General features: G+C 61.8%; 4 protein-coding genes. All 4 read right to left on the bottom strand.

What is annotated here, in order from left to right; translation table 11 throughout:
• Positions 1–332, bottom strand: a 332-nt coding sequence (locus tag EOA36_RS29385; RefSeq protein WP_145969366.1) for a DUF1697 domain-containing protein, incomplete at its 3' end; no start/stop codon positions are given.
• A gap of 8 nt (positions 333–340) precedes the next feature.
• Complete coding sequence (locus EOA36_RS29380) at positions 341–1,978, bottom strand: CTP synthase (RefSeq protein WP_127280485.1); 1,638 nt, start codon at positions 1,976–1,978, stop codon at positions 341–343.
• Between the two features lie 269 nt (positions 1,979–2,247).
• Positions 2,248–3,378, bottom strand: coding sequence for a L,D-transpeptidase (locus tag EOA36_RS29375; protein ID WP_127280484.1), 1,131 nt, complete (start codon positions 3,376–3,378; stop codon positions 2,248–2,250).
• 212 nt (positions 3,379–3,590) lie between these two features.
• Positions 3,591–4,067, bottom strand: coding sequence for a preprotein translocase subunit SecG (gene secG, locus EOA36_RS29370; protein ID WP_127280483.1), 477 nt, complete (start codon positions 4,065–4,067; stop codon positions 3,591–3,593).
• Between the last annotated feature and the right edge of the window lie 65 nt (positions 4,068–4,132).

The raw sequence follows: 4,132 nt of genomic DNA, 5'->3' as shown, positions 1-4,132 counted from the left end.
GGTTTGCGCATTACACGCACCGCGACCTGGTCGCCGGCTTCAACCGAGTCAGCCGGGAATGGATTGCTGGTTGCGAGTCTCAGCCAATCCTCGGCGCTGCGGACAATGATGTCGACGTGGCGGCCAAAGGCCTTTTCGAAGGCGACTTCCAAGCGCGTCTCAAGCGTGGCGACCGAAATCTTTTCACTCTCGAAGACCAGGTTGCCGGTCGCCACCAAGGTGCGGACATTCTTTAGGCCGATGCCTTCCGCCATCGCCTTGAGGTCGGACATGACGACCCGCCGCCCCTCTCCCAGGATGATGCTGTAGAGGAGCGCGACATAGGTCCGCATGGAATCAGTCAGACCAGCCGGCTCTGCTCCACCGCCGCCTCGATGAAGCTGGCGAACAGCGGATGCGGATCGAGCGGCCGGCTCTTCAGCTCGGGGTGATACTGCACGCCGATGAACCAGGGATGGTCGGGATACTCGACCGTCTCAGGCAACACGCCGTCAGGCGACATGCCGGCAAAGACCAGCCCGCAATCCTCAAGGCGCTGCTTGTAGTCGATATTGACCTCGTAGCGGTGCCGGTGACGTTCGGAAATCTGGGTGTCGCCATAGATGTCGGCGATCTTCGAGCCCTTGGCGAGTTCGGCCTGATAGGCGCCGAGCCGCATGGTGCCGCCGAGATCGCCGGTCGCCCGGCGCTTTTCCAACATGTTGCCCTTCAGCCATTCGGTCATCAAACCGACGACCGGTTCCTTGGTCGGGCCGAACTCGGTCGAGGAGGCATGTTCGACGCCGGCCAGGGATCGCGCCGCCTCGATGCAGGCCATCTGCATGCCGAAGCAGATGCCGAAATATGGCACCTTGCGCTCACGCGCGAATTTCGCCGCCAGGATCTTGCCCTCCGAGCCGCGTTCGCCGAAGCCGCCGGGCACCAGGATACCGTGCACCTTCTCAAGCCAAGGCGCCGGGTCTTCCTTTTCGAAGATTTCCGATTCGATCCAGTCGAGCTTGACCTTGACGTGGTTGGCCAACCCGCCATGCGAGAGCGCCTCGATCAGCGATTTGTAGGCATCCTTGAGGCCGGTATACTTGCCGACGATGGCGATGGTGACCTCGCCCTCCGGATTGTGGATGCGGTTGGACACAGCCTGCCACGGTTCCATGCGCGGCTTGGGCGCCGGGTCGATGCCGAAGGCGGCCAGCACTTCCGAATCGAGACCTTCCTTATGGTAGGCCATAGGCACGTCGTAGATGTGCGGCACGTCGAGCGCCTGGATGACGGCGCTCTCCCTGACATTGCAGAACAGCGACAGCTTGCGGCGCTCTTCCTTGGGAATGGCGCGGTCGGCGCGCACCAGAAGTATGTCGGGCGCAATGCCAATGCCGCGCAATTCCTTGACCGAATGCTGGGTCGGCTTGGTCTTCAGCTCACCTGCTGTCGGGATATAGGGCATCAAGGTCAGATGCACGTAGACGGCATTGTTGCGCGGCAGATCGTTGCCGAGCTGGCGGATTGCCTCGAGAAACGGCATCGCCTCGATGTCGCCGACCGTGCCGCCGATCTCGCACAGCACGAAATCATAGTCGTCATTGCCGTCGAGGACGAAGTTCTTGATCTCGTCGGTAACGTGCGGGATGACCTGCACGGTCGCGCCGAGATAGTCGCCACGCCGCTCGCGCTCGATGATGTTCTTATAGATACGCCCGGTCGTGATGTTGTCCTGCTGATTGGCGGAACGGCCGGTGAAGCGCTCGTAATGACCAAGATCGAGATCGGTTTCGGCACCGTCATCGGTGACGAACACCTCGCCATGCTGGTACGGCGACATCGTGCCGGGGTCGACATTGAGGTAGGGATCGAGTTTTTTGATGCGAGCGCGATAGCCTCGCGCCTGCAGGAGAGCCCCAAGGGCCGCTGCGGCAATGCCTTTTCCAAGTGAGGAAACCACGCCGCCTGTGATGAATACATATCGCGCCATGGGAGTCATCGCTTAACGCGGCCGGATTGATTCCGCCAGAGAAAAAACCGCCGCGAAGGCTTTTTCCCAAGAAGGCGCTCGGACCATGATCCCTAAAATGGAATCCGGTTTTTTGGACAGGATCCCGACCAAAACGGGTTTTGATCGAGACCTTCCGTCCGGAATTGGCGTAAAAACAAAGACTTAGAGCAGGTCGGCGATTCTATCAAACGTTGAACCGCTCCAAGCAAAACAAAAGGGCCGGCTGAGCCGGCCCTTTCGGCATGATGATGGAAACGTCAGATGATGACGACCTTGGTGCCGACCCGGACGCGGCTGTAGAGATCCATGACGTGCTCGTTCATCATACGGAAGCAGCCATTGGAGGCGCTGGTGCCGATAGACTGCGGCGCGATGGTGCCGTGAATACGCAGATGCGTGTCCTTCTTGCCGTCATAGAGATAAATGGCGCGGGCACCGAGCGGGTTCTGTCCGCCGCCGGCCATGCCGTCCTTGTACTGGCCGTAGTGCTTTGGCTCGCGCTTCTGCATGTCGAGTGTCGGGATCCAGCGCGGCCATTCCTGCTTGTCGCCGACCGCGACCGTGCCCTTGAACTGCAGGCCTTCGCGGCCGACCGCGATGGCATAGCGACGCGCGGTCGTGGACGATTCGACGAGATAGAGCCGGCGAGCGCTGGTGTCGATGACGATCGTGCCGGCATCATAGCCCGTAAATTCCACGTCCTGAGGCACGAATTCCGGCTTCACCTTGAACGGCTTCTTGGCGTTTCTCTGGGCAAGTGCCGAATCGAGCGCGCGGGTCTCGGGCAGATAGCTGATCGATGAGCCCGATGAAGTTCCACCGAACAGGCCGGCGAACAGGCCGCCACTCGACTGCTTCTGGCCGCCGACGACCTCGCTGCGCAGTTCGCCATTGTTGCCGGTCAAAGCGACATTCATCGCTTCGGCCGGGATAGGCTCAGCCGATTGGATCGGCGTGACGGGTTCAATCGGTTCGATGATCTTGGTGGTCTTCTTGGCTGTGTTGGCCTCGGCCACTTCAGCCGCCGGAGCGCTTTTGCCCTTCTGGGCTAGGAAGGCCTGCCGTGCGGCATCGGCCCTGGCTTTCGCCGCTTCGCGCATCGCCAGCTTCCTGGCCTCGAGCGCCTTGGCCTTGGCGTTCTCCTTGTCGGCAACGATCTTGGCCTCGATCTTCTTGATCTGGGCAAGATCGTCCGGCGTCGGGTTTTTCTTCTTCTTGAGAAGCTTCAACTGCGCCGCATCGCTTTTGGCCGCGACGGGGATGGCGTCGGTTTTCTCAAGCGACACCGGCTGTTGTGCGGCCATGTTTGCCGGCATGGCGGCGAAGGCCGGGGAACTCATGCCGATTGCGGCGCAAAGTCCCAGGAAAATGAAGCTGCGAAGCTGCATGGCGAAGATCCGATCGTTCAATGCTTGTTGCCCACGGCGTCGCCCGGCGTCCCCCAAGGACGCCGAAAATGCCGCGTGCAATCTATAGTCGAATAAGCGCGGATGCCTCAAGCGCGAGACCGCACTGCTGCCCGTCGAATCTTCGTGATCGCGCAGCATTTGCCGCGACTGTGTTCAAACGATCACAGATCGCGGTTTGGAAACGTCGAGGTTTACTGGTTCGGAACCTGGGGCGCCGCCGGCGCTGTGTTGGTGGTTCCGTTGGTGGCCGGCGGCGTTGAGCCTGCGGCGGGGGCAGTGGCCGGGGCCGTTGCCGGAGGCTTTGCCGCGGCGTCGTTTCCGGATGGCGGCGTCGGCGTGGTGGTGCCGGCGGGAGCCGGGGTGGTGGTGCCGGGCAGTTGGTTGAGCACGCCCTTGCCGGCGCCGTCCGAGGTCACGGGAACCCGGTCGAGAATGTCGATCGGCTTCTCGCCGTAGCGGGCAATGATCGACAAGGTCAGCGACGTCACGAAGAACGCTGCCGCCAGGATCGCCGTCGCCCGGGTCAACGCGTTGGCCGCGCCGCGCGCCGTCATGAAGCCCGACCCGCCACCAATGCCGAGGCCGCCGCCTTCGGAACGCTGCAGCAGCACCACGCCGACAAGGGCGAGCACGACCATGAGATGGATGACGATCAGTACGGTTTGCATAGTTTATCCTGGCAAGGCCTTGCCCGGCCGCGGACACGACCGGTGAATTGGAGGCGGCTCAATAC

The organism is Mesorhizobium sp. M8A.F.Ca.ET.021.01.1.1 (assembly GCF_003998025.1).
Taxonomy (GTDB): Bacteria; Pseudomonadota; Alphaproteobacteria; order Rhizobiales; family Rhizobiaceae; genus Mesorhizobium.
The sequence above is the reverse complement of the archived record's forward strand: the minus strand, read 5'-3'. Positions and strand labels throughout refer to the sequence as shown.

Coding starts and splice junctions, on each gene's coding strand:
- EOA36_RS29380 (WP_127280485.1), bottom strand. CDS start 1,978: ATGACTCCCATGGCGCGATATGTATTCATCACAGGCGGCGTGGTTTCC.
- EOA36_RS29375 (WP_127280484.1), bottom strand. CDS start 3,378: ATGCAGCTTCGCAGCTTCATTTTCCTGGGACTTTGCGCCGCAATCGGC.
- secG (WP_127280483.1), bottom strand. CDS start 4,067: ATGCAAACCGTACTGATCGTCATCCATCTCATGGTCGTGCTCGCCCTT.